This window comes from Gluconobacter sp. P5E10 (assembly GCF_018812145.1).
GTDB lineage: Bacteria > Pseudomonadota > Alphaproteobacteria > Acetobacterales > Acetobacteraceae > Gluconobacter > Gluconobacter cerinus.
Genome location: NZ_JACRVZ010000001.1, coordinates 63,097 through 86,401, shown reverse-complemented (window position 1 = coordinate 86,401; position 23,305 = coordinate 63,097). Strand labels below are relative to the sequence as shown.

17 protein-coding genes are annotated in these 23,305 nt (G+C 58.6%); 9 read left to right on the top strand and 8 right to left on the bottom strand.

The features are described 5' to 3' along the window. The first annotated feature begins 105 nt into the window (after positions 1-105). The 5 genes from KP707_RS00330 (at position 106) to KP707_RS00310 (ending at position 5,292) form a co-directional block, all read left to right on the top strand. Positions 106-762 (top strand): ABC transporter substrate-binding protein, encoded by a 657-nt coding sequence (locus tag KP707_RS00330; protein ID WP_086634240.1) that lies wholly within the window; start codon positions 106-108, stop codon positions 760-762. Between the two features lie 58 nt (positions 763-820). After that, positions 821-2,035 carry a bacteriohopanetetrol glucosamine biosynthesis glycosyltransferase HpnI gene (gene hpnI, locus KP707_RS00325; protein WP_211501783.1) on the top strand — a complete coding sequence of 405 codons (1,215 nt, stop codon included), beginning with the start codon at positions 821-823 and terminating at the stop codon, positions 2,033-2,035. Further along, positions 2,032-3,456: a hopanoid biosynthesis associated radical SAM protein HpnJ gene (gene hpnJ / locus KP707_RS00320; RefSeq protein ID WP_086634238.1), complete on the top strand. Its 1,425-nt coding sequence runs from the start codon at positions 2,032-2,034 to the stop codon at positions 3,454-3,456. Before hpnI ends, hpnJ begins: the two co-directional genes overlap by 4 nt. Positions 3,457-3,553: 97 nt before the next feature. Next, positions 3,554-4,378, top strand: coding sequence for a hopanoid biosynthesis-associated protein HpnK (gene hpnK, locus KP707_RS00315; RefSeq protein ID WP_211506898.1), 825 nt, complete (start codon positions 3,554-3,556; stop codon positions 4,376-4,378). Positions 4,379-4,491: 113 nt separating this feature from the next. Beyond that, on the top strand, positions 4,492-5,292 hold the full coding sequence (locus KP707_RS00310) for a cytochrome c (RefSeq protein WP_249210265.1): 801 nt from the start codon (positions 4,492-4,494) through the stop codon (positions 5,290-5,292). Positions 5,293-5,347: 55 nt separating this feature from the next. Here KP707_RS00310 and KP707_RS00305 read toward each other — a convergent pair whose 3' ends face one another. Continuing rightward, a complete protein-coding gene (locus KP707_RS00305) occupies positions 5,348-6,328 on the bottom strand; it encodes an adenosine kinase (RefSeq protein ID WP_211506896.1) in 981 nt (326 codons plus the stop codon). A gap of 134 nt (positions 6,329-6,462) precedes the next feature. Next, positions 6,463-6,729: a hypothetical protein gene (locus KP707_RS00300; protein ID WP_167386095.1), complete on the bottom strand. Its 267-nt coding sequence runs from the start codon at positions 6,727-6,729 to the stop codon at positions 6,463-6,465. Here KP707_RS00300 and KP707_RS00295 point away from each other — a divergent pair. The 4 genes from KP707_RS00295 (at position 6,623) to KP707_RS00280 (ending at position 13,589) form a co-directional block, all read left to right on the top strand. After that, positions 6,623-7,306 (top strand): polymer-forming cytoskeletal protein, encoded by a 684-nt coding sequence (locus KP707_RS00295; RefSeq protein WP_249211332.1) that lies wholly within the window; start codon positions 6,623-6,625, stop codon positions 7,304-7,306. The genes KP707_RS00300 and KP707_RS00295 overlap by 107 nt on opposite strands. Before the next feature lie 303 nt (positions 7,307-7,609). Next, on the top strand, positions 7,610-10,783 hold the full coding sequence (locus KP707_RS00290; protein WP_211501780.1) for an efflux RND transporter permease subunit: 3,174 nt from the start codon (positions 7,610-7,612) through the stop codon (positions 10,781-10,783). Beyond that, positions 10,783-11,964 (top strand): efflux RND transporter periplasmic adaptor subunit, encoded by a 1,182-nt coding sequence (locus KP707_RS00285; protein ID WP_086634233.1) that lies wholly within the window; start codon positions 10,783-10,785, stop codon positions 11,962-11,964. Before KP707_RS00290 ends, KP707_RS00285 begins: the two co-directional genes overlap by 1 nt. After that, positions 11,961-13,589: an efflux transporter outer membrane subunit gene (locus KP707_RS00280; protein ID WP_211501779.1), complete on the top strand. Its 1,629-nt coding sequence runs from the start codon at positions 11,961-11,963 to the stop codon at positions 13,587-13,589. Before KP707_RS00285 ends, KP707_RS00280 begins: the two co-directional genes overlap by 4 nt. 57 nt (positions 13,590-13,646) lie before the next feature. On the opposite strand, the gene KP707_RS00275 is transcribed toward KP707_RS00280, so the two are convergent. The 6 genes from KP707_RS00275 to tsaE form a co-directional block, all read right to left on the bottom strand. Continuing rightward, positions 13,647-14,294: a GcrA family cell cycle regulator gene (locus KP707_RS00275; RefSeq protein WP_211501778.1), complete on the bottom strand. Its 648-nt coding sequence runs from the start codon at positions 14,292-14,294 to the stop codon at positions 13,647-13,649. A 133-nt stretch (positions 14,295-14,427) separates the two neighbouring features. Continuing rightward, positions 14,428-15,630 carry a ribonuclease D gene (rnd, locus tag KP707_RS00270; protein ID WP_064273550.1) on the bottom strand — a complete coding sequence of 401 codons (1,203 nt, stop codon included), beginning with the start codon at positions 15,628-15,630 and terminating at the stop codon, positions 14,428-14,430. An 86-nt stretch (positions 15,631-15,716) separates the two neighbouring features. After that, positions 15,717-16,043, bottom strand: a complete 327-nt coding sequence (gene trxA / locus KP707_RS00265) for a thioredoxin TrxA (RefSeq protein ID WP_211501777.1) — start codon at positions 16,041-16,043, stop codon at positions 15,717-15,719. An 83-nt stretch (positions 16,044-16,126) separates the two neighbouring features. Continuing rightward, positions 16,127-19,684 (bottom strand): double-strand break repair helicase AddA, encoded by a 3,558-nt coding sequence (gene addA / locus KP707_RS00260; protein ID WP_211501776.1) that lies wholly within the window; start codon positions 19,682-19,684, stop codon positions 16,127-16,129. Next, positions 19,681-22,716: a double-strand break repair protein AddB gene (addB, locus tag KP707_RS00255; RefSeq protein ID WP_211501775.1), complete on the bottom strand. Its 3,036-nt coding sequence runs from the start codon at positions 22,714-22,716 to the stop codon at positions 19,681-19,683. The genes addA and addB overlap by 4 nt, the downstream gene beginning before the upstream one ends. Beyond that, on the bottom strand, positions 22,713-23,162 hold the full coding sequence (gene tsaE, locus KP707_RS00250) for a tRNA (adenosine(37)-N6)-threonylcarbamoyltransferase complex ATPase subunit type 1 TsaE (protein ID WP_211502203.1): 450 nt from the start codon (positions 23,160-23,162) through the stop codon (positions 22,713-22,715). Before tsaE ends, addB begins: the two co-directional genes overlap by 4 nt. Between the last annotated feature and the right edge of the window lie 143 nt (positions 23,163-23,305).

Below are 23,305 nucleotides of genomic sequence, written 5' to 3'. Positions count from 1 at the left end.
GTAGTGATGTGGCCATTCGACCACAGAACGATTTCCGCATCCGGCGGTTGATACCGTGCAGCAAGAGCATGACCTCTTGCATAAAACGTCTCAGAGGACGAAAGCATGACCATGAATTCCCGATTTGCCCAGAACGCGACTCTGTCCCTTCTTGTGACCAGCCTCTTCGCAGGCGTCCCGGTGGCAGCAGCGCAAGCCCAGACCGCCCCAGCAGCCAGCGAAAGCTCTGCATCCGCGCCAGCCGCGCCAATTCAGGGTTTGTATGATGCTCTGAAAACTGCGCAGACGACGGGCAAGACCGCACAGCAACGTGCCACAATGATTGCGCCGGCCGTTGACCATGCGTTTGATCTTGAGGCCATTCTGCGTCGCTCTGTGGGGGTGCGCTATAATAATCTGAGCGCAGCTGATCGCACCCGTCTGCTTGGATCGTTCCGTCAGTTCACAATCGCGCGATATGCATCTTCTTTCAAACCGGGAAGTAACGCCGTCTTCACTATCCTGCCGCAGACCCGCCCAAACCCAACGGGTGGCCAGATTGTGGATACGACCATTGGCGGCGGCTCCGATGGTGGCACGCCAATCGATTACATCATGACGAGTGGCCCCTCAGGCTGGCGCATCACAGACATTCTTCTGGATGCCCATATCAGCCAGGTTGCCGCACAACGTGCCGATTTCGGCGGCGCTCTGTCTCAGGGCGGTGCAAGCGGTCTTGCAGATCTGCTGGACCGGAAAACGACCAAATTCCTGCATGATTGAGTCCCGCGCGGCTACGAAGCTCTTCCTTCCTGATGTGAAGGGGAGATAAAAGACCGCCGTGCCTTCACCTCTCTCCATTGCAGCTGGCTTCTGTACACTCGTATCTGTAGCTGGAAATATTCAGGCCCTTACGGGGGCGACCCTTCTTGCACGTTTCCGCACGCGGGAACGTCGAGAGGACGAGGCCGTCCGCATGTCGGGCAGGCGTTGGCCAGCTGTTACAGTACTCAAGCCTCTTCACGGCAATGAGCCTTTGCTCCGCGAAGCGCTTGAGAGTGTCTTCGCGCAGGACTATCCCGACTTCCAGATTGTCTTTGGCGTTCACGACGAAGCCGATACGGCTCTGTCTGTTGTGCAGGATCTTCGTCAGAAATATCCTCAGATCCCAGTCAGCATTGTGATCAATGCTGACGAACACGGTCCGAACCGGAAAGTCAGCAACCTCATCAACATGTTCGATGAAGGGCGGCACGATGTTTTGGTCATTTCAGACTCTGACATTCACTGCGCTCCGACTTACCTGAAGCACGTTGTTTCCAGCCTCGAAGCTCCCGGTGTCGGACTTGTGACGACTCTTTATGCCGGGCGCACAGCTGGTGGAACACTGGTCCAGCAACTTGGTGCCTGTCAGATCAACCACAATTTCCTGCCAGGCGTGATGATGTCACGCCTGCTGGGTCGTCAGGACTGTCTGGGCGCCACCATGGCTCTCACACGACAGACACTGACTGACATTGGCGGCCTGGAAGCTCTTGTCGATCACGTGGCGGACGATGCTGAACTTGGTCAGCTTATCCGTCAGCGTGGTCAGGGCATCGCCATTGCGCCGTCCCTCACCCATACCACTGTTGGCGAACACACCCTCAGCGAGTTGCTCTCTCACGAGTTACGCTGGGGTAGAACCGTCAAGAATGTTGAACCCGTCGGCTATGGCCTGTCTTCCATTCAGCTTCCGCTGTTCTGGGCCGTCACAGCCGTTCTTTTTCGTCCCAATACATGGTGGACCTGGCTTCTGCTGGGGCTGACCTGGGCCATTCGTGGCCTTGGAAGCCGCATTATAGACCGTGCAACGGAGTGTCCTTTGCCCGCTGCAATCCCTCTTCTGGTCATCCGTGACTGGCTCTCCGCAGCCATCATGGTGGGCAGTGCAAGAGGGTCACGCGTTGCATGGCGCGGCAGAACGGTCCATATCGCCCGAAGAAAACGTAAATCTTCGGCGCGCGCCACAGCGTTCCAGTCTGGCGCCACCACCCACAGGAGTGTCCGATCATGATGAGAACCCTTTTTCTCCAGCCTCCTTCCTTCGACGGCTTCGATGGTGGTGCTGGTTCCCGTTATCAGGCCAAGCGTGAAATCAAGTCTTTCTGGTTTCCAACATGGCTGGCTCAACCGGCAGCTCTGGTGCCCGGCTCCCGCCTGATCGACGCCCCGCCGGCGAAGATGGGCATGGATCCGATCCTTGAGGACGTGAAGAATCGCGACCTCGTCGTCATGCACACCTCCACGCCGTCCTTCGCATCGGACGTCCGCGTGGCGCAGATGATCAAGGACGCCAATCCGAAGATCATGATCGGTATGGTCGGCGCCAAGGTTGCCGTGCAGCCTGACGAGAGCATGAGACAGGGTGGCCCGATCGACTTCGTGGCGCGCAACGAGTTCGATTTCACGATCAAGGAAATCGCCGAAGGCAAGCCACTGGCAGAAGTGGACGGCATCACCTGGCGTAATGCTGACGGCGAGATCATCGCGAACAAAGAACGCGCGATGATTGAGGACATGGACAGCCTTCCGTTCGTAACGGAAGTCTACAAGCGTGACCTCAACATCAACGACTACTTCATCGGCTACCTGAAGCACCCATACATTTCCATCTACACGGGCCGTGGCTGCAAGTCCCGCTGCACGTTCTGCCTGTGGCCGCAGACGGTTGGCGGCCATCGCTACCGCACGCGTAGCCCGGAGCATGTTGCTGCCGAGATCCGTCTCGCCAAGCAGTACTTCCCGGACGTGCAGGAATTCATGTTCGATGATGATACCTTCACGGACGATCTGCCGCGCGCCGAAGCCATTGCCCGTGAGATGGGCAAGCTGGGTGTTACGTGGTCCTGCAATGCCAAAGCGAACGTTCCTTACGACACGCTGAAGATCATGAAGGAAAACGGCCTGCGCCTTCTCCTCGTGGGTTATGAGAGCGGCAACCAGCAGATCCTTCACAACATCAAGAAGGGCATGCGCGTCGAAGTCGCCAAGGAATTCACGAAGAACTGCCACAAACTGGGCATCAAGATCCACGGCACGTTCATTGTCGGCCTGCCGGGCGAGACGAAGGAAACCATTCAGGAGACCATCGCTTTCGCCAAGGAAATCAACCCGCACACGTTGCAGGTTTCCCTGGCCGCTCCTTATCCGGGTACGGCACTCCACAAGCAGGCAACCGAGAATGGCTGGCTGAACGTCGATGCGGCCGAGCTGATTGACGAGAACGGCGTGCAGATTGCCCCCCTGCATTACCCGCACCTGTCACACACGGAAATCTTCGAAAGCGTCGAGGAATTCTACCGGAAGTTCTATTTCCGCGGCTCCAAGATCGCTTCCATCCTGAACGAGATGATCCGCAGCCCGCAAATGATGAAGCGTCGTCTGCGCGAAGGTGTGGAATTCTTCCAGTTCCTTAAGGACCGTCACGCGGCCTGAGACCGTCCCTGACGGCCTCGTTCTCTCGAAAAGGGGCATGGCTTGACGGCCATGCCCCTTTTTTCATGACCTTCGCCCCCTATTCCGGAGCTTCATCATGACCCGTCGCGCCATTGTTTCCGCCGATGATTTCGGCATGAGCCTGGAAGTCAACGAAGCCATTGAGGCAGCCCATCGCAAGGGCGTCCTTTCAACAGCGAGCCTGATGGTCGCCGGAGATGCCGCAGCGGACGCTGTCCGTCGGGCGAAAACCATGCCTGACCTGAAAGTCGGCTTGCACGTCGTCGCGATCGAAGGGAAATCCGTATTGGATCTTCCCGCCATCACGGATGAACAGGGCTGGTTTGGTCGCAACCAGCTTCGGCTTGGCGTCGAATATTTCTTCAGTCCCCATGCCCGAAGCGCCATCCGTCGTGAAATTGAAGCGCAGTACCGCGTCTTTGCCCGTACAGGCCTTCCGCTGGATCACGCGAATGCCCACAAGCATATGCATCTCCACCCCACTGTCGGGCGCTTCCTGATTGAATCGGGGCTGGAGCATGGCCTGAAAGCTGTACGCTCTCCGTTTGAGCCACCTGAGCCTGTGGACGCAAAAGATAGCATCGGTGATCGCGCCTTGCGTCGCTGGATTGGAGTCCTTCGCCATCAGATCCACAAAGCAGGCCTAAAGACCAATGACTGGTGCTTCGGGCTGCGCTGGTCTGGCCATATGACCCCTGACCGCATTCAAGCCTTCATTCCGAAGCTTCCCCAAGGCGTCAGTGAAATTTATTTCCACCCCGCCACAGCTCAAAACGCCATGATGCATCGCTTCATGCCCACCTACGATCAGGAGGGTGAACTCGCGGCGCTTCTCGATCCCGGTGTTCGCGATGCTTTCACACGTGAAAACGTAAGGCAGATTGGCTGGTCGGATCTTTAAGGCGTCGGACTGCTCGTTTTTTTGCTGTTTACTCACTCCGTTCCGAGATCATTATGATATCAGGGAACTGTAGACTTTTGAATTAACAAGGATTTAGAGGGGTGAAGGCAGGAATGAACGGACGGCATGTTTTCAAACGACTGTTTTTTCTCGTCGGGCTTATAGCCTCACCGGCCTGGGCTAATCCATCCACAGTTCTGAGCGTCAAAGACGGCGATACCGTTCATAAATTCAGCGTTGAAGAGCTTCTGCACCGCCCGGAAACCCAGAGACTGGATCTGTCCCACATCAAGCAGCCTCTTGGGCCAGACGTTCCCGCGATCCCGCTTTCAGCGCTGATCCATCAGGATGATGCGCTGGCTTTTCAGGCCACAGATCTTTTTACGGCGGAAATTCCCAGGAGTGTCTTTGAGCAGGCTCGCAAACATCACGTCACTGCGTGGATCGCCATTGAAGACAAGGAATGGCCTAAACGCCGTCCTCACGGCCATGACCTTGGACCGTTTGCCCTTGTGTGGACCGGTGAGGAAGTTGGCATCATCAAGCAGGAACAATGGGTCGACCAGCTCGCTGCCATAACCCCATCCTCAAGTAATGAGCTGCCGTCTGGCACAAGTGAACCCGCCGCAAAAGGACAGGTCATTTTTGCGGAAAACTGTTTGCCCTGCCATCAGCTCATGGGCGTTGGCGAGGGAAGCATGGGACCGGATCTCGGGCGGCCCATCCCGGTAACAGAGTACATAACCCCTAAAGGCTTCAGGGCCATCATCCGCAACCCGAAGCAGGTCAGGAAGTGGCCAAGCGAACACATGGAGTCTTTTCCGGAAAGTGCCATCTCGGAAAGCGATCTGGATGCACTCTGGACCTATCTTCAGGAAGTCGGCCAGTCAGGATTGGCCCAGAAACATCTTTGAAGCGTAGGGCTATGGGATGATCCGGGAAATAACTTCCCCGGATCACGTATTGCCCTCAGGCGCGCAGAGCAAAATCTTCCTGCGGCCGCGCACCAAAGCGCGTGATGATGGCGCCAGCAGCCTGATTGCCGAGCTTCGCGCACGTCACAAGGTCATGCTGCTTGCTCAGGCCAGCAAGGAATCCGGCCGCAAATGCATCGCCCGCGCCGGTCGTATCCACAACCTTGACTGGCGTAGTCGGAACGTCGTGACGCTCACCCTTGCTGATGACGACAGCGCCCTTTTCGCTCCGCGTGACGATAGCCAGCTGAGTTTCTGCAGCAACCTGACGCAGAGCGTCTTCGAAATCAGTCGTTTCATACAGCGCCAGAAGCTCGGCTTCGTTGGCAAAGAGAATATCGACGTGACCGGCAACGAGCCCACGGAATGCCGCGTGATGACGGCCCACGCAGAACGTGTCTGACAGCGTCAGAGCAACCTGACGGCCAGCCTTACGGGCCAGCGTAGCGGCATGTTCGAAAGCCGCCTGAGCATGGGGCTTATCGTAAAGATAGCCTTCCATGTACGTGATGGCAGCATCCGTGACTGTCTCTTCATGAACATCTGCCGGTGTAAATTCCGTACAGGCCCCGAGATAGGTGAACATGGTGCGTTGTCCATCGGGCGTCACGAGCACGATGCAGCGCGCGGTCGGAATTTTTTCAGACGCAGCGAGTGGCTGGGACGGGAAAGTCAGGCCCTGATCGCGGATATCCTGCGTAAAGTGCGTCCCGGCCTGATCTTCAGCAACCTTGCCGAGATAAGAGACTTTTGCGCCCATACGAGCCGCAACCACCGCCGTATTGGCACCAGAGCCGCCACCGGCAACACGTTCAACAGCAATACGGTTTTCAATGTCCTGCGCGGTTGCCGCATCGATGAGCGTCATGCTGCCTGGAGTTGCACCAAGATCGGCAATAACAGCCGGATCAACAGAGGCAAGAACATCGACAATCGCGTTGCCGATGCAGAGGAGATCGTGCTTGGGGACTGACATTAAGGCTCCAGAGTTCACAAAAAGGCAAAAAATCGTTCAAGACGCTATCTGCGCCATTAAATCAACACGATCATAGGTGCCCTCTGGGAACACGCCAACACCCGGGACGAATGCACTCTCCTGTTCTGCGCATGTCAGATTATGACATTTGCACGCAAGCGCGGGTTGTCCGTTCGGGGCGTGACCGTGTAAGCCTTGTCAGAGGCCGTTCCTGACGAACCCTGCACCAGCAGGTCCGGTGTCGAGCGGCCGAGACATAGTCCTTGTTCTTTCCAGATCCGTAGCGGGGTTTCCTTGTTCAGAAGACGCAAACCGGAAGAAGACGCAAAGCCTGCCGAGACAAGCAAGCTCGCCGGGCAGCCCATCTTTCCCAACCGGCCGGATGCTTCCAGCCAGACCACTCCTGCGTCCGGATCCGGAACAGCCAGCCCTCAGCCCAACCAGCAGAAGGACCCCGCATCTATGGGTCGTACCCCTTTCCCGGCGCCGCCATCCCCGAACAACCTGCCGGGCGCAACGCCGGCAACTGCGCCCCGTCCGGGTGCAGCAGGCGTACCGGGAGCACCGCGCCAGACGGGTCCGGAGCGTCGCACGCTGGTCGTCGGCCGTGGTATCAGCGTTCAGGGTTCGGTTCAGGATGCCGAGCGTCTGGTCGTTGAAGGGACTGTCGAGTCCAGCATGATTCAGGCGGCAGAAGTCGTTGTTGCACAGGGCGGTGTCTTCCGCGGTGCGATCGAAGTTGAAGATGCAGAAGTTGCCGGCACGATTGACGGCACCCTGACCGTCAACGGCAGCCTTACGATCCGCGGCAGCGGTCGTCTGATCGGCAAGGCAAAGTGCCGTCGTCTGCAGGTTGAAGATGGTGGCCAGATTACCGGTCAGCTCGAAATGATCACGGATGGCGTCGCCCCACGTTCCCCGATCGTGGAACCTGCGAAGGCTGCTCCAGAAGCTGCTGAGGAAAAAGCTGAAGGCTGATCCGGCCTCCATCTTTCTCTGAAGGTATCGAAAAAGCCCGCTTCCCATGACTGGGGAGCGGGCTTTTTCGTATACACAATGACCAGAAAAGAAAACTTCCGATACAAATTCGTTTTCTCTATAATAAATTTGTTTTTAATAAATATATATTCATTACACGCCGTATAGAATTTACGACATCAAACAACAGATTAAATCTGCATTTAATTAAATCTCTGTATTAAATGGGAGTTTAAATCTAACTTTACAACATAATGTGTATATCGGCGCATCTACCTAAACCGCATCAGGACGCGCCAACCAATGAATGCCATTGTTGTCACCGCGCTAAGACGACCCTTAACGTTCGTCGTCCTGTCGATTCTGATTGTGATGCTTGGCATCCTCTCGATCCTCAGGACGCCAACGGACGTATTCCCCAATATCAAGATTCCGGTCGTCGCAGCGGTCTGGACCTATCCAGGTCTTCTGCCACAGGAATTTGCTGGCCGTATTACCTACAACTTCGAACTGGCTGTTACGACAACAGTTCAGAACATCGAACATATGGAGTCCAACTCCTATTATGGCCGGTCGATTGTAGATATTTACTTCCAGCCCGGCACCCCCATCGGGGAAGCCGAAGCAGAAGTGACGGCAATTTCGCAGACAGTGCTCCTGGGCCTTCCGCCCATGGTGCCTGCACCAATGATCATGGCCCTGAACCCGTCTCAGGTTCCCGTCATTGCCCTGCAGATCACATCTGACAAACAAACACCGTCCGATCTGTTCAAACTCGGCGTAATTACAGTTCGTCCGCTTCTTGCAACAGTACCCGGAGCGGTCGTTGCCCATCCAAATGGCGGCATGGACAGCTTTGTCATGGTTTCCATGAACCAGGCGGAACTCCGGGCTCATCATCTTGCTGCTGCGGACGTACAGGCTGCCCTGCGCAAGCAGAACATTGTTCTGCCGGCAGGTGACCAGAAGATCGATGCGACCGACTGGATGGTGCAGACCAATGCAGCCCCGCAGAGCATGGAAGACATCGCCAATATCCCCGTCAAACGGGTTGGCAATGCGGTCATCTATGTGAGGGACGTCGCGGACGTCTATCGTGGTGGCCATCCTCAGACAAACCTGGTGCTGGTGAAGGGCCGTCAGGCCGTAGAAGTCATTACCCAGAAGGGTGGTACCGCCTCCACTCTGGATGTTGTGGCTGCGACCAAGGCGCTTCTTCCGCGTCTGCGTCGAATTCTGCCGCCTGATGTGCATGTCTCAATCCTTGAAGACGCCTCCGTGATGGTGAAAGACCAGATCAAGGACGTCGTTCAGGAAATGATCACGGCCGCGTTCCTGACAGGAATCGTAGTTCTGCTGTTCCTTGGCTCCTGGCGCTCCACAGTCATCATCGCCACATCCATTCCGCTGGCCATTCTGTGTGCGCTCATCGGGCTGGGCTGGGCGGGTCAGTCCATCAACGTGATGACGCTGGGTGGTCTTGCACTGGCTGTCGGTATTCTCGTGGATGACGCTACCGTCATGATCGAGAACATCGATACCCATCTTGAAATGGGCAAGGATCTGGAACTCGCCATCATTGATGCGGCGAACCAGATCGTCATCCCAACCTTCGTCTCCACAACCTGCATCTGCATTGTCTGGCTGCCACTCTTCGAGCTGGACGGCGTGTCGGGCTACCTGTTCATGCCGATGGCAGAAGCCATCATCTTCGCGATGATCGCCTCCTTCATCCTGTCCCGGACGCTCGTGCCCACCATGGCCAAGTATCTTCTGGCAGGCCAGGTCCATCATGGCGCGCACGGTGAAACCGATCATAGCCATCCGGAACCCAAAGGCTTCTTTGGCCGATTCCAGGCCGGATTTGAAACCCGCTTCAATCGGTTCCGCGATGGCTATGGCAGCCTTCTGGAGCGCTGCATCAGCCGCCGTGGCGCTTTCGTCGGCATCTTCATGCTGATCTCCATTGCCTCAACCGGACTCTATGCCTTCGCAGGGCGAGACTTCTTCCCTGAAGTGAAATCCGGCACTCTCCAGATGCATATGCGTGCACCTTTGGGAACGCGTATCGAGGTTGCTGGCCGTATCGCTGCCCTCGTGGATGATCGCATTCATCAGGATCTGGCAGGCAAGGTTGAAAGCATCATTTCTGATTGCGGCCTTCCAGAAGGCCCTCACAATCAGGCATTCATGCCCACACCAAGCGTCGGAACGCAGGACTGCGACCTGACGATTGCCCTGAAAAATGATGCCTCCCCTGTCTGGGACTATCGCAAGCTGCTCCGCAAGGATCTGTCACAGCGTTTCCCCGGCACGGTCTTCACATTCCAGCCTGCTGATCTGACCCAGAAAATCCTGAACTTTGGATCTTCTGCTCCGATTGACGTTCAGATCTCCGGTCCGGATGCCCTGCTGAACTACGATTATGCCCGTCACATCATTGGCAAGATCCGTCAGGTTCCAGGTGCTGCAGACGTCACGATCCAGCAGACCATGTCCACGCCGACGCTGATGGTTAACGGTGATCGGACCTTTGGTCAGGCAACAGGCGTGACGGAAGCCGATATTGCCCAGAACGAACTGTACACGCTCTCGGGCTCAGCCGTTGTGGACCCGCAGTTCTGGCTTGACCCGGAAGACAACGTCACCTTCCCGCTGAACCTTTACACCTCACAGGATCAGATGACGCATCTGAGCGATCTGCTGACCATTCCGGTGGACAAGGGTGAGGGCAACACAGAGAACATCGACCCGCAGCTTCTGGGTGCCGTTGCCAACGTGATTGCAGCCGGAACACCGGGCGAAGTGTCTCACTACAACTCGATGTCCGAGATGGACATTTACGTAAACGTCGAGGGCACGGACATGGGTTCCGTTCTGGACGGCGTGAAAAAGGTATTGGCGGCCGACGCACATAACGTCCCGCGCTCGGCTGAAATCGACGTCCACGGACAAGCCACCACCATGCATGGGGCCTATTCCCAGCTTGTCTTCGGGCTCTGCATTTCCGTGGTGCTGATCTATCTGCTGATCGTTGTGAACTTCCAGTCCTGGCTGGACCCGTTCATCATCATCACGGCTCTGCCGGGTGCTCTGGGCGGTATTGCCTGGGCTCTGTTCCTGACAAATACGCGTCTGTCCGTTCCGGCTCTCACGGGCGCCATCATGTGCATGGGAACGGCCACGGCCAACTCCATCCTCGTGGTCTCGTTCGCCCGTGAACGCCTCGAAATCCATGGTGACGCCCTCAAGGCAGCACTGGAAGCCGGCTTTGGCCGTATCCGCCCCGTGCTCATGACCGCACTCGCCATGATCGTTGGCATGATCCCGATGGCCATTTCGAACTCCACAAACGCACCGCTGGGCAAGGCTGTCATCGGCGGCCTGCTGGTCGCAACAATCTCTACGCTGCTTTTTGTCCCCTGCGTTTACGCCATCCTCCACAACCGTTCTTCGCGTCAGAAGGAAACTGTCTAATGGCCAGCTCTCCGAAAATCTTCGCCATTGCGGGAAGCTGCGTTCTCGCGCTTTACGTGGGCTTCATCGTTGTCGAAAAAACCCATGCGGCAACGGAACTGAAGGCTGACACTGAAGCTGGCGCGATCCAGAACGTTGCGGTCGTCACGCCCAAGCAATCCCCTGAGAAGGTCGCCCTGACGCTCCCCGGCACGATTGATGCCTGGTATCAGGCGCCGATCTACCCGCAGGTCTCTGGCTACGTGAAGATGTGGTACAAGGACTACGGTGCACACGTGAAGGCTGGCGACGCTCTGGCCGAGATCAATGCCCCTGCCCTTGATGCACAGTATGCGCAGGCCAAGGCAGATCTGGACTCTGTAATGGCGAAATACCACCTCGCCACCGTGACGGCCGAGCGCTGGCGCGCCATGGGGCGGTCTCAGTCCGTTTCAGGGCAGTCCGTCTCAGTGTCCAACGCAAACGAACAGTCTGCCCATGCAGAAGTGGATGCAGCACAACGCAACGTCGATCACTTCGAAGCTCTTGAGAAGTTCAAGACCATCGTTGCACCATTCGATGGCGTCGTGACGGCGCGTAACATCAACGTCGGTGACTACGTCAACAATGGTGGCGGCGGCCTGAACTCAACGGGTGGCGCATCCGAACTCTTCACGGTTGCCGATGTACAGAAGCTGCGTCTGTTCGTGTCCGTGCCGGAAACATTCTCCTATGTTCTGCAGCCGGATCTGACCGCAACCATCAGTGTGCCCCAGTATCGTGGCCGCACGTTTGAAGCCCATTACCTGACGACATCACGCGGCTTCGACCCGACCACCCGTACAGCCGTGGCCGAGTTCACCCTGGAGAACAAGGATGAAGTGCTCTGGCCCGGGACCTTTGCGTCAGCCGCGCTGAAATCCCACAACGAAGACGCACATCTCTACGAAATCCCGACCAGTGCTCTCGTCTTCGAAGAAAAGGGCATGCAGGTCGCCGTCGTCGATGAAAACAGCCGCGTCCATTATCGGAACGTCACCGTCGGTCGCATGGCCGACACGTCGACCGAAATCCAGAATGGCATTTCCCCGACAGACCGCATCATCTCCAACCCGCCAGCCGATGTGCTGGAAGGCGACAAGGTCAATGTCGTGGAAGGTCAGCGCGGCTATAACCAGTCAGGCTATGGGAAAGACCAATGATCAGCCCCATCCTTCGCCGTTTTTCACTCGCCTGCGGTTCAGCCCTCTCTCTTCTGGGGCTGTCAGCCTGCGATCTCGCCCCGACCTACAAGGCCCCCAGCTTCGTTGTCCCGGCGAGCTGGCAGGGTCAGGCACCGTTCGCGGTCGCCACGCCTGCTGATACGCTCCTGCCGGAAAACTGGTGGATCATGCTGCATGATCCACTTCTGAATGAGCTTGAAGAACGCGCAACCGCAGACAACGGGGACATTCAGGCAGCGGCAGAACGCTTCATTCAGGCACGGTCCCTCGTAGCCGCGGCGCGGTCCGAACTGCTCCCCCATGCCAGCCTGGAAGCCGGTGCGTCAGACAACAAACAGTCTGCTGACCGTCTGTTCCGCAATGGTGCCACGCTCACGCAAACAGAAGAGGATTACGGCGGCCTCGTGTCCTGGGAGCCGGATTTCTGGTCGTCCATCCGGAACCGCGTTCGCTCCCAGAAGCAGTTTGCCCAGCAACGCGCGGCGGACTTCGCCATGGCACGCCTGAGCATCCAGGCTGAACTGGCGCGCGATTATATTGAACTGCGCGGTTATGACGCACAGGATGCGATCTACTCACAGTCCATCGCCTTCTATAAGCGGGCTGTCACCATCACGGAAAATCAGGTTCAGAACCAGGCAGCCCCACGTCTGGATCTCGCCCGTGCTCAGGCACAGCTCTACACCACGCAGGCCGCTCAGTTGGATATTCAGGCGGCCCGTCAGGTTACGGAGCATGCCATTGCCGTTCTGACCAACTCGTCTCCATCGGCGTTCCATATTCCGCAGGTTCAGACGTTTAGCTTCATCCAGCCGAGCATCCCAACCACCGTGCCTTCCGAACTGCTGCAACGTCGGCCAGACATTGCGTCGGCCGAACGCGAAATGGCGCAGGCCAACCGGGAAATCGGCATTGCCCGTGCGGCATTCTACCCGCATATCGCTTTGAAGCTCGGCGGCGGCTTCGCATCCAATGGCTTCGATCTGGCCAACCTGGCCAATTCACTCTGGACGTATGGTGCCAGCCTCGACATGCCGCTCTTTGATGGTGGCCTGCGTCGGGCAGAACTCCAGAGAACGTGGTCAGCATACCGGGAAACGCGCGACGAATACCGCATGAAGGTTCTTGATGCCTTCCGCGAAGTCGAAGATGGCTTGTCCCGGACTGAGCGCCTCTCCAAAGAAAATACCGCCTTGGAGCAGGCCGTCAAAGCCAATCTCGACACCCAGAATATGACCATGACCCTTTATCAAGGTGGCGTTGGCACATACCTGGAAGCGATTTTCAGTCAGGAAAACACACTGGAAAGCCGCATCCATCAGGTGGAGGTCGCCACGCGCCTTTATACGGCAGATGTGGACCTGATCCGCAGTCTGGGTGGCGGGTGGTCCGTCAAGGCACTGCCAACCATGGACCAGACGCTGTCTATCGCGCCGCTCCAGTATGACAATCTGCACCACCCGAAGGCTGTTGGGGATGTCACGGCATCACAGCATCCGGAGCAGTTCGAGAACCTCACGGGCACCGCACCTTCGACGCCCGGCCTCGGCCATGACAGGCAACTTCCCTCCCTGCCAATGGGAGATCTGGCGAACCATCCCTGAACAGGCGGATGGCCAGAAAAAGCCAATAAAAAAGCCGTCCATTTGGACGGCTTTTTTTTAATCGCGACGGTCGCGGATTTTGACGTAGGCGATGGCCGCATGTTCCGCACAGTAGGGCTTACCCGGCAGAGGAATTGCGCCACAGAAATGGAACCCCGGGGTGCCCGGATCACCGATCGGCCAACAGCAGGACGGACCACGACGCGTCGGACGATCAATGCTGGCCGTAAAACGCGGCGGCGGAGCCGGACGGACCGGCGGAGCCACACGGGGTTCCGGAGCAGGCGGCTTGGCGGGCGCTTCAGCCTTCAGGGGTGGAACCGCAGCTGCGCGTGCAACTGGAGCAACCACAGGACGGGCCGCCACAGTTTCTGCTGCCTTTGCAGGAGCAGCCTTGGGCGCATCCACCTTGGCTGGGGTGGCCTTGGCATCTACCTTGTCACCCAAAAGGTCAGCAGTTGCTTCGGCAGGTGCCGCAGCCTTCCGGGTGGGGGGCTTGCGCCGTGGCACTTCCGTTGACGGCGTTTCGCCATCCTTGACCTTGCGGTTCCGGATGGGTGACGGGCGGGGCGGCAGGCCAAGGCGATGCGCCTTGCCAACAACAGCATTCTTCGTGATGGAAAGCTGGCGGCCGATTTCGGCGGTCGAAAGTCCCTGACTCCACAACTCGCGAAGTCTGGCGATCGTCTCGTCCGTCCAGTCCATATATCGTTCCTCTGTCGCGCATCCGGGCCTGTCTTGGCCCACTATCCTGTTACCCGCCGACCCTTTTTACAGGACCGGAATCTTTTGGGTGACGTTCCTTACCAGAAAGTCATGCCCGCGTCGAAGGTGCTTGTCACGCGTCCGCAGGTTCACCGTCTGGTGCAACCCGCTGAAGCTCAACACATCCCTTTACGACAGCCAGTGCGATCTCGCCACGTACGAGCGCCAGCGCATCCAGCCCAAAAACTTCACGACGCCAGCCCTTGAGAGCACCGACATCCGTCTCACCAAGCGCAATCCGGTCCAGATCTTCGGAAGACGCCACCAGACGCGGCGCAACCTTGTGCATTTCACACTTGGCTGTCTGAAGCACCCGAAGAAGCGCAACCAGTGCTGCTGATGGCCGTCCACGATCAGACTTGGACGGTGGCTTGGGTAGCTCGGATTCTGGAAGGTTTTCACCGACACGAACGACTTCCAGAAGCCCCTGCCCCATGCGCCCTTCGGCAAAGCCACGCGTTACACCACGGACACGCGCTAGCGTCTCAACATTTTCCGGCTTGATCGCAGCAATTTCGAGCAGACTTTCGTCCCGAATAACCCGCTGGCGGGGAATATCGGCGTTTTGCGCCTCTTTTTCACGCCATGCTGCTATCTCACGCAGGATACCAAGCATTCTGCGATTATTCGTGCGGGCTTTCAGCTTTTCCCAAAGACGGCGCGGATCAGGGCGGAATGTCTCTTCGGACGTGAGAACAGCCTGTTCAGCATCAGCCCAGCGCAGGCGACCTTCATCTTCAAGCTGCTTGCGAAGCGCAAGATAGACCGTGCGAAGATGCGTCACATCTGCTGCAGCGTAAGCAATCTGGGCCTTTGTCAGAGGACGGGCTGACCAGTCACTGAAACGATGCGCCTTGTCGATCGCATTGCCGGTGATGGCCCCTACGAGGCTGTCATAGCCGACCTGATCGCCAAACCCGGCCACCATCGCAGCGACCTGCGTATCGAACAAGGACTGCGGAAGCCGGTCGAAAATATGAAGGAAAATTTCAAGATCCTGCCGCGCGGCATGAAAGACCTTGATGCATCCGGGCTCATCGAGAAGTTCGCCTAGCGGAGCCAGATCAATACCCGGTGCCAACGTATCGATAACGGCGACGTCTTCGGCACCAGCAAGCTGCACGAGGCAGAGCTCGGGCCAGTAGGTCTTTTCCCGAACGAATTCCGTATCGATGGTAACGAACGGCTCCTGCTTCAGCTTGTTGCAGAGCCGTGCAACCTCCTCACTGGAGGTTACGATGACGGGGGGTGGGAAATCAGAGGCTTTCGGACGCATGGCCCGATCCTACACAAAGGAATCGCCTCTGACCACGCCCCCACTGTCCCTGAATGAGGGACAGTGAACAGCGAGTAGCCGTCAGATCAGATGGACTTTTCGATCCAGGCCTTGAGCTGGCTCTTTGGCATCGCACCCATCTGCTGTGCAACCGGCTTGCCGTCCTTGAAGACGATCAGCGTCGGGATGCTGCGAACGCCATACTGCGTCGGGGCTTCCGGGTTGGAGTCGATGTTGACCTTGGCGACCTTCAGGCGGCCCTGATACTCAGCGCCAATTTCCTCAAGCGCCGGAGCAATCATCTTGCACGGACCGCACCATTCTGCCCAGAAATCGACCAGAACCGGGCCCTCAGACTTCAGGACGTCTGTTTCAAAGCTGCTATCCGTAACGGCAACCGTATTTGCGCTCATGGACGTGTTCCTTGTGATGAAACGTGTTTCTGCAAACCGATATCGGCTTCTCTGGCCAGGACTGCAAGAGCCTGCCCATTAAATCAAGACCCCTCCAGTACACGATCCAGAAGCTCATCTGGAAGAACCATCACAGAGGGCCCCTCCGTCCAGACCAGAGAGCAGTGGATGGCAAAATCGGGGTGCAGTTGCTGGAGAACAGCCCGATAGGCCGCCATCTGCCGCACATAGGCCACGGGTGTGCGCTCAACGCGAATCGGTGGAGTACGGTTCGTTTTGTAATCGCAGATCCAGATTTCTCCGTCCCCGATCCAGAGACGATCCACCTGCCCCAGAACCACGCGCCCCTCACTGATGCCTGAAATCGGCTGCTCTGCCCGACTGCCTGCCTGAAACAGGGGTGCGAGATCTGGATGATGCAGGACGCCCATGACCTGATCCGTCAGACGCCCGACCTCGATCTCTGTCAGCCCGAGCGCAGGTCTGGAGAGCCAGCGGGTTGCAAGTGCCAGCCGATCTTCGGAAGGCGTTTCCGGCAAAAGCTGAAGCAGGCGATGGATCATCGTACCGCGTCGCATGGCCTGTTCCCGAACGGGCTTTGGCCTGCCTGCCAGAAGTTCCAGCGGGGAGCGGGCTGCGGGTACTTCGCCAAACTCCGCGCCATCCGGGCGGCTTGGAGCCAGAGGGCGCGTCATGGCGTCTTCCATCGGCGCAACATCCGCGCGCCAGTCGGGCGCACGGCCTAGCCAGATCGGCAAGTCCAGCATGGGCGCGACGATCTGCGGCGCGGCATCCGGCGCAGGAGCCACACTTCGCTCTTCTTCCAGAACCAGACGGTCTCCGTCCCAACCCAGTCCCAGCGGTTCGGATTGCGCATTGGCGAGCGTTTCGAACCCGGCCTGACACTGACGATACCAGCTCGTGTCTTCCGGCTGGCGTTTCGTGGATGCTCCGCAGATCACCAGCCAGTCACTGGCACGCGTCAAAGCCACGTAGAGCAGACGGTTGTTCTCCGCCCGGGCCTTTTCCGCATTCCGCGCAGACAAAGCCGTCGTGACATCCGTGCCAGCATCTTTCTTCGGCACCCAGATCGGAAGATCCAGCCCGGCGGCTTCCTCCCACAGGAAGTCTCCACTGGCTGGCGCACGGGACAACGTATCCGGCATCACGACCAGACGGGCCTGCAATCCCTTCGATCCATGCACAGTCATGACGCGGACAGCCCCGGTTTCGCTTTCCGCTTCGCGCTTGCTGGTGATCTCGCTAGCTTCCAGCCAATGCAGAAACCCCTGAAGCGAAGGGGGGTGCAGTCCTTCGTAGCGCAGGGCGGCTGTCAGCAGTTCATCCACCGGTTCAGCCGCTTCAGGCCCGAGACGACGCAGCAGTCTTGTGCGCCCGCCATGCGGGCCCAGCGCTTCGGTCAGCAGGCGGTACGGCGTGGCATAGTCCACCCGAGCATAAAGCGCGGACAGCATCATCCATGCCGCCTGCCACTCCGCACGCTCCCGATGACGTTCCCGCAGGACAGTCCAGAGCGGCTGGCCTTTCGGGCCAAGGGCATGGGCGCGACCATCTTTTGTCGCCAGCGCCATCAGAGAATCATCGCTCAGTCCACCGAGGGGTGAGGTCAGAACCGCCGCTAATGTCAGATCGTCTTGTGGCAGAAGCAGTGCGGCACAGAGCGTCATGAGATCGCGCACGGCCACCTGCTGCGTCAGACCGACACGCACCAGTGTCGCGACTGGCACGTTCCGCGATTTCAGCGCCCGGATCAGGGAGCGCAGGAACGAGGATCGACGCGGCACGAGAATCAGAACATCGCCCGCTTTCAAAGGCGCCTGTCCCGGTTGCGGCGAACGGCCAATCTGTTGATCAATCCACCCGGCAAGCGCCTCCGCCAGACGCTGTGGCGCACTGCGCTGGCCGGTATTGGCTTTCGGAGCCTGCCAGGGCGTCAGACCTTCATCATCGTCCTCGCCTTCCAGCACCGGGACGAGCGGCCAGAGTTCAACGCGCCCACCCTGCCCCGGACGCGCGGAGACATGGGGAAGCAGTGTCTCCTGCCCCTTCTCCAGCAGGCCATGTGCGGCATTCGGCTGCGAAAAGACCGCATCCACGAAAGACAGAACGGGTGTAACCGAACGGAACGAAACGTTCAGATCCGGATCACGCCACGGCAGACCCGCATTCTGAACGCGACGGGCAAACTCGGCTCTCCAGCTATGAAATTGCTCAGGATCAGCGCCCTGAAATCCGTAAATGGACTGTTTGTAGTCGCCGACCGCGAACACGGTGCGGGGTCTCGGTCCCTGCTCCCATGCCCCCTCACCGGAAAAGAACTCGGATGTCAGAGCCCCGGCGATTTCCCACTGAAGCCCGGAATTATCCTGCACCTCGTCCAGCAACAGGTGGTCGATACCGCCATCCAGCTTGTAGAGCACCCAGGCCGCACCTGGATCTTCCAGCAGATTCCGCGTTTCCTGAATAAGGTCGTTGTAGTCCACCAGTCCACGCGCGGCCTTGCCCTCACGGAAGCTGGACAGCATCGGCGCAGCAAGAGACAGAAGCGCGCGATTCAGGGAAAGAAGCACGGCGCGCTTGATGCTCTCTGTCAGATCGAGGAGGCGCTGGCCTTCCTCTTCCAGCAGCGGCACGACTTCAGGAACGACGTCCTGTGCTTTCTTGCTAATGATGCGATTCATCTGCCGCAAGGTGCCCTTGTCCGTGAGCAGATATTTGCTCCAGACGGGGGCCAAACGGTCTTCCAACTGAGTCCCGAGCCACAGAAGCATCTGCTCCACAGTCGGCTTCGCAGCGGCCGTGACAACGCCGACCGCCGCCTGAAGTCCGGCCCGCAATTCCGCTTCCTTGCGAGGCTTACAGATCAACCCTTCCAGATCAGACGCCGCCTCCTGCCCGGCTTTCAGGGCTCCCCGATAGGCGCTCAGCACAGCATCCGGCAGCATCTGCCAACGATCCAGCAGGGGACGGACGCGGCTTTCTTCCATGTTCAGGACGCGGATCCGCTGGAAGAACCGGTCGATCCCGATAGTCCCCGCCACTTCCGCCACGATTTTCGGAGCCTTGGCGAGTTCATCTTCCATGGCTTCCCGCAAAGCCAGCGTCGTGTCCGTATCTTCCATCAGGGTGAAATGCGGATCGACGGAGGCTTCAAGCGGAAAACGACGCAGAAGAGACTGACAAAACGCGTGGATCGTCTCGATCCGCAGACCGCCCGGCAGGTCCAGAACTTTCAGGAACAGCCCACGGGCCGCCCGGCGCGTCTCGTCCGTGTTGGGAACACGTAATTTCTCAAGTTCCCGGCCCAGACGCTCATCCGGAAGCGACACCCATTCGCCAAGCCGGGACTGGAGACGATTGGCCATCTCCGCGGCGGCGGCCTTGGTGTAGGTCAGGCACAGGATGCGGGATGGGTTTGCCCCTTCGGCCAACACAATCGACCCATCATCTGCTTCTACTTCAAGGGGCAGCATCAGACGAAGCAGACGATCAATCAGCAGCTTGGTCTTGCCCGATCCGGCAGACGCGGACACGAAGACGGACGCCATCGGATCAGACGCAGCAAGCTGTGTTCGATCGGCTTCAGCAATAACGTCAGCGCGGTTGCGGGTCTCGCTCATGAATCGTCTCCTTCCGCATAGGCCGCGCGCCATTCATCCACCCGCGCCAACTGCGCGTAATCCGTGTAGCGCGGCACATGACCGGCCCAGGGCTGGGAGCGATAGGGTTGATCGGGCTGATCATACTCATCAATAAGGCCACGCAGTTTTTCCATGGCCTCACCAATCAGGACAGCCGCATCAAGGCTGGATTTCCGACTTGGAACTTCGCTCTCTTTCCCCGGATCATCGCCGCCGGTCAGATGCCAGTACAGAAGCTGTTTCGTCTCGGCAGCCGGAACGCCTTCAAAAGCACCCTTGGCCAGCAGTGCTCCTTCCAGAACAAGCTGAACGGACCATCCACCTTCCACGGCTTTGCCGGTGGGCGGAGAGCCGGTCTTGTAATCGAAGATCGTCGCCTTGCCGTCTTCATCAACATCAATGCGGTCCGCCCTACCGCGCAGTTCGAACGGTGCACGTGCAGCTTCGATCCTGAAGGACGCAGACACTTCCATATGTCGCGCGACGGCGTGTTCCTGTTCCCGACGGATCCGCTCCTGTACGGCCACCCAGTCTGCGATACGCTCCAGCCTTGGGGCCCACCAGCTGACCAGCGCAGGTCGCATATTGGCCTTGGCCAGTTCTTCTGTGAACGCGCGCTTCAGGGAGGAGGCTACATTCTGCGGCCAGCGATCCGGATAGTCCTTGAGAACCCGATCCATGGCCTCATGCACGATCATGCCGAAATCCGCGTGTTCCGCCCCTTCTTCAAGAGGCTTGAGCGCCTTCAGCTTCAGAACATGCTTGGCGTAAATGGCATACGGGTCCTGCATCCACGTCTCGATCTCCGTGATACTCAAACGACGCGGACGGAGTGCCACAGGAGGCCTTGGCTCTGGAGGCGCCACCGTTTCCGCACCATCCAGCGGCTGATCCATAGCCTTTTGCCATTCGAGCGCGGGATGCACCGGCAGTTTCTGCCCACGCCCCCCCAGAAATGCTTCCATTCGCACCATCCAGCGGGCGGGTACACCCGGTGCACCATCCCGCCGGGCGGAACTGGAGAACACAACCTCCCCAGCAGCCAAAGCCGTTGAGACGAAATCATGAGCGCTGATGCCGATCTGACGCTCGGGAGACGGCAGACCAACACGCGTCCGCATGGGGCGGCTCAGCCATGGCCCCGGATCTGTTGCAGGTGGCCAAACCGTTTCGTTTAATCCACCCAGAACAACCACATCGAACGCCAGCAGACGCGCTTCGAGCACACCGAGAATGGTGACACGCGGATGGGCCAGTTCCACACCACCCCGATGCGCGCGCAGGCCCGTCAGCATCTGCCCGGCCATAGATGTATTCAAAAAGGAATCCAGATGCGCCAGCCTTTGGGGTGGCAGGATGCCGGTATGTTGGATCAGGGCAGCCAAATGGCGGGACAGAGCTTCACCATCGTCCCCCATCCAGAGACGCCCGCCCGGATGCAGTCCTTCTTCGGGCTCTGCAGTCAGTTCTGTTTCGGTCGCCGCTAAGGCTTCGGCGGTATGAATTAAGGCTTCCAGCAATTCAGGGAGTGGAACCGCGCCGGACAGACCGAGCAGAGGCTCGAAAGCGGCTTCAATCCGGGCAATGAATGCCGCTGGTCCTTCCGGCTCATCAGGAGCATCTGCGCTTGCCCCATTGTCCGGGTCACGCTGGTTCTGAATATACGTCTCAAGTGCCGCTTTAAGGCCCGCGATACCCGGTGCAGGAGCGGGTCCACGCAGCAACAGACGCTCCAGCCGACGGGCCGAGGCGTGACAGTTACCCGGTGTCCGACCAAGAGACGCCAAAGGGTGTTTCAGAACAGAAAGCAGAGCCACCGGGGAAAGCTGCGCCTCGGCTGCCGTGGCGATCAGGCGCAGGAACACGGCGGCTGGCGTCTGCGCCAGAGGCTCACCCGCACTGTCATCAGCATAAATTCCGAACCGCAGAAGCTCGGTCCCGACACGCTGAGCAAGGCTACGATCTGGCGTCACAAGCGCGCAGGTCTGGCCGGAGACGGACACCACGTTCCTGAGGATCAACGCGATGGACTGCGCTTCCTGTTGCTGATCCTGTGCGGGCAGCAGGGACAGGCCAGAGATATCACGCGGGTTCAGATCCCGCCCCCAGGCCGTAATCCCCTGTTCCGGCAGCATGACGCCACGCATCAGACGCTCTCTGGCCCGATCCCTGCCGCCGTCCCAGTCCGTTAGATCGTCGCGTGTCACCCCCAGATCCGCGAGAATTTCCTTAAGACCAGCCTGTGGATGTGACGCAGGCAGCGCGTCCCACATTGTCTGAGGCAGATCCAGATCAACCCCCGGAAGGATCACCAGCCCGGTCGGTAATGTCGCCACTGCCGCCAGCACATCTGACACCGCTGCGGACCCGTCCGCGAACCCAACCGCCCAGACAGGCGTGTGGGGAGGAACATGCAACCACGCTGCCGCCTGCGCTTTCAGACGCGCGACCTGACGGGCGACGGGGTTCGATAGACCTTCTTCCTCCAGCCATTTCGGCCAGATGGTCGTAACGATTTCCAGAAATTTCAGCGTCTGCTGCCAGTGTTCTGAAAAGCGTTCTTCCACAGCGTCCGGCAGGCTTCTTGCCAGATCGACGCCACTGCGCTCGGCCTCATCCATCAGGTCAGCCAGGGCCTTGGCGAGAGGCCATGCCCGATCAATGCCTTTGGTTTTGTCCACTCCGACACTGACAATGGGCGTTTGCAGAATCAGCATGGACAGAACAGCCAGCCGTCTCTGTGGCTCAACAGCCGGGGGCAACGAGACATCAATCCCGATGGACGCCAGCGCCTCTTCATCCACGTCGTTGATCGCAACAATGCGCGGCAGAAGGGATGCCTTGCCATCCAGCACGCGCAGGAACGCTTCCATCAACGCACGCCCGGCACGACGGCTCGGCACGAGCAGCAGGCCCGGACCGTCCGTTCCGGCAGCGGGGTCCTGTTTCAGCCATTCATGAGCGACCCGATCCAGAAACGGTTCGGTACCGGCAATCGTCACAACGGTCATAGCGCAATCCCGCTCAGACGTTCGTCCGGCCAGCCGGATAGCTCTGCAAACCGTTCGTCTTCTGTCGCGCCTGAGGTCAGTGTCAGATGCAACGCATTGGCAGGCAGGAGATCTTCAGCGCGCTCTGGCCATTCCACCAACATGATGCCTTCGCAGGCTTCATCCCAGGCCAGTTCATACAGCGCATCCGGCCCCTCCAGCCGCCATAAATCATAGTGGAAAACCGGCCCGGCAGACGTGTCATAGGGCTGAACCAGTGCAAAGCTCGGGCTTGGAACGTCCATCTGCGGATCACGGGCCAAGACCCGCAGAAATGCCCGCGCAAAGGTGGTTTTCCCGGCCCCAAGACCGCCTGACAGGGCAATGCAATCGCCCGGAGCGCACAGCCCAGCGATTCGGGCGGCAAGATGTTCGGTCGAGGACTGATCAGGAAGACGTATCTGCATCCCCGCAATGTGACGCCGCATGCCTCATCCATCAAGCGGTGGATGTTCTGCTTTCTGACAACACGGCATTGCTCGTCACAAGCATAAAGCATGACACAAAACGAAATAAAGTGAACGTTTTGTGATTATTTGAAAAATTCAAA

Bases quoted from the DNA above. Each gene is read 5' to 3' on its own strand.
- trxA (WP_211501777.1), bottom strand. From the start codon at position 16,043: ATGAGCGCAAATACGGTTGCCGTTACGGATAGCAGCTTTGAAACAGAC.
- hpnK (WP_211506898.1), top strand. From the start codon at position 3,554: ATGACCCGTCGCGCCATTGTTTCCGCCGATGATTTCGGCATGAGCCTG.
- KP707_RS00275 (WP_211501778.1), bottom strand. From the start codon at position 14,294: ATGGACTGGACGGACGAGACGATCGCCAGACTTCGCGAGTTGTGGAGT.
- rnd (WP_064273550.1), bottom strand. From the start codon at position 15,630: ATGCGTCCGAAAGCCTCTGATTTCCCACCCCCCGTCATCGTAACCTCC.
- KP707_RS00285 (WP_086634233.1), top strand. From the start codon at position 10,783: ATGGCCAGCTCTCCGAAAATCTTCGCCATTGCGGGAAGCTGCGTTCTC.
- addA (WP_211501776.1), bottom strand. From the start codon at position 19,684: ATGAGCGAGACCCGCAACCGCGCTGACGTTATTGCTGAAGCCGATCGA.
- tsaE (WP_211502203.1), bottom strand. From the start codon at position 23,162: ATGCAGATACGTCTTCCTGATCAGTCCTCGACCGAACATCTTGCCGCC.
- KP707_RS00330 (WP_086634240.1), top strand. From the start codon at position 106: ATGACCATGAATTCCCGATTTGCCCAGAACGCGACTCTGTCCCTTCTT.
- KP707_RS00280 (WP_211501779.1), top strand. From the start codon at position 11,961: ATGATCAGCCCCATCCTTCGCCGTTTTTCACTCGCCTGCGGTTCAGCC.
- hpnJ (WP_086634238.1), top strand. From the start codon at position 2,032: ATGATGAGAACCCTTTTTCTCCAGCCTCCTTCCTTCGACGGCTTCGAT.
- KP707_RS00310 (WP_249210265.1), top strand. From the start codon at position 4,492: ATGAACGGACGGCATGTTTTCAAACGACTGTTTTTTCTCGTCGGGCTT.
- addB (WP_211501775.1), bottom strand. From the start codon at position 22,716: ATGACCGTTGTGACGATTGCCGGTACCGAACCGTTTCTGGATCGGGTC.
- KP707_RS00290 (WP_211501780.1), top strand. From the start codon at position 7,610: ATGAATGCCATTGTTGTCACCGCGCTAAGACGACCCTTAACGTTCGTC.
- KP707_RS00305 (WP_211506896.1), bottom strand. From the start codon at position 6,328: ATGTCAGTCCCCAAGCACGATCTCCTCTGCATCGGCAACGCGATTGTC.